This window comes from Chelativorans intermedius, assembly GCF_025398255.1.
GTDB classification, from domain to species: Bacteria; Pseudomonadota; Alphaproteobacteria; order Rhizobiales; family Rhizobiaceae; genus Chelativorans; species Chelativorans intermedius.
The window spans coordinates 1-1302 of record NZ_JAODNW010000083.1 but is presented as its reverse complement, the minus strand read 5'-3'; the positions used below and the strand labels follow the sequence as shown (position 1 = coordinate 1302).

The following is a 1302-nucleotide window of genomic DNA, read 5'->3' as shown; positions in this document are numbered from 1 at the left end:
CAAACCAAGGTCGTGGCGTTGCTTCGGAATCTTTTTGAGGATCACGTTCTGACTAACCCAATGGTGAAATCAGCCGCGATTTCGGATGCCGGCCTGACGAAGCAGACCCTCTACGAGATCGGTCCGGGCAGTCTCACGCGCACGACATACGATCGCGCGATGGAATCACTCACTGCGGTGAATGGCGAGATTGAGAGCCTGGTGAAATTGGCATGGGGGCGATCATGAGTGTGCGTCCAGGCAGTGCGATGGTCCTGTTGGGAGCTCCCAACAGAGCTCCATGGATAGGCGAGAGGAGCGGCCGGACATCCGTTGTTGGGAGCTCCCAACACGTCCCCTGCCCCGCGCCGGCAATGAATGAATCAGGTGGTGCGCTATGAGCCGCAAAGACGCGATCGAGACGCTCTATCTTAAGAAGAGACAGCCCGCTACGGGCGAAGCTGAAAAGCCCTCAGAGCGGGTCCGAAGCGGCGCGATCGGTGCAATGGGGGCGTCCCTTAAGCAGATGACCGATGGCGCGAAGCTCGCGACGCGTCTTCAGGAACAGTTGGAAAAAGGTGACGTGGTCGTCGAGGTCGAGCCGGAAGTAATTGACCACTCGCCAGTTGCCGACCGAATTCCCATCGATATCGATCCGGCGTTCGACGAGCTGGTCAAGTCGATTTCGGAGAACGGTCAGCAGGTTCCAATCCTGGTTCGTCCGAGCCCGTCCACTCGGGGGCGTTTCCAGATCGCCTATGGGCGCCGGAGGCTCCGAGCAGCCCAGATACTCGGACAGCCTGTAAGGGCAATCATTCGCAATCTCACCGACAGCGAGCTGATTGTCGCCCAGGGGCGCGAGAACCTCGACCGAGAGGATCTGTCGTTCATCGAAAAGGCATTCTTTGCCAAGAACCTCGAGGACTCCGGCTGCGACCGGCCAACAATCATTGCAGCGCTTTGCTCGGATAAGGCCGATGTCAGTCGCTATATTGCCGTGGCGCGACGTGTCCCTGAGCGCCTTGTCAAACGAATTGGGCCGGCCCCGAAAGCCGGCCGTGCGCGCTGGATGGCTCTTGCCGAAAAACTCGAAAAGGCCGGTGACGACGTCGACTTCGACGGTGTTCTCGATGATGAGAAACTCGCCGCCGCCGGGAGCGACGCCCGGTTCCAGGCCGTCTTGCGGTCTTTGGAAACGAAAGACGCGAGATCCAGAAAGCCGCGTGCTGAAGTGTGGAAGACACCATCGGGTAAGCGCGCGGCGCAAGTTGAAGCCCGCAACGGCAGGACAGCGCTGGTCTTCGAGGACAAGGTCGTGCCGGA

The 1302-nt window shown here is 59.8% G+C and carries 1 protein-coding gene and 1 pseudogene; both read left to right on the top strand.

Annotated elements, in window-relative coordinates; all coding sequences use genetic code 11:
• Nucleotides 1-228, top strand: a pseudogene (locus NYR58_RS20370) (plasmid partitioning protein RepA); the annotation flags it as partial.
• Nucleotides 229-376: 148 nt separating this feature from the next.
• The coding region (repB, locus tag NYR58_RS20365; RefSeq protein ID WP_261522944.1) for a plasmid partitioning protein RepB at nucleotides 377-1302 on the top strand (926 nt) is incomplete at its 3' end.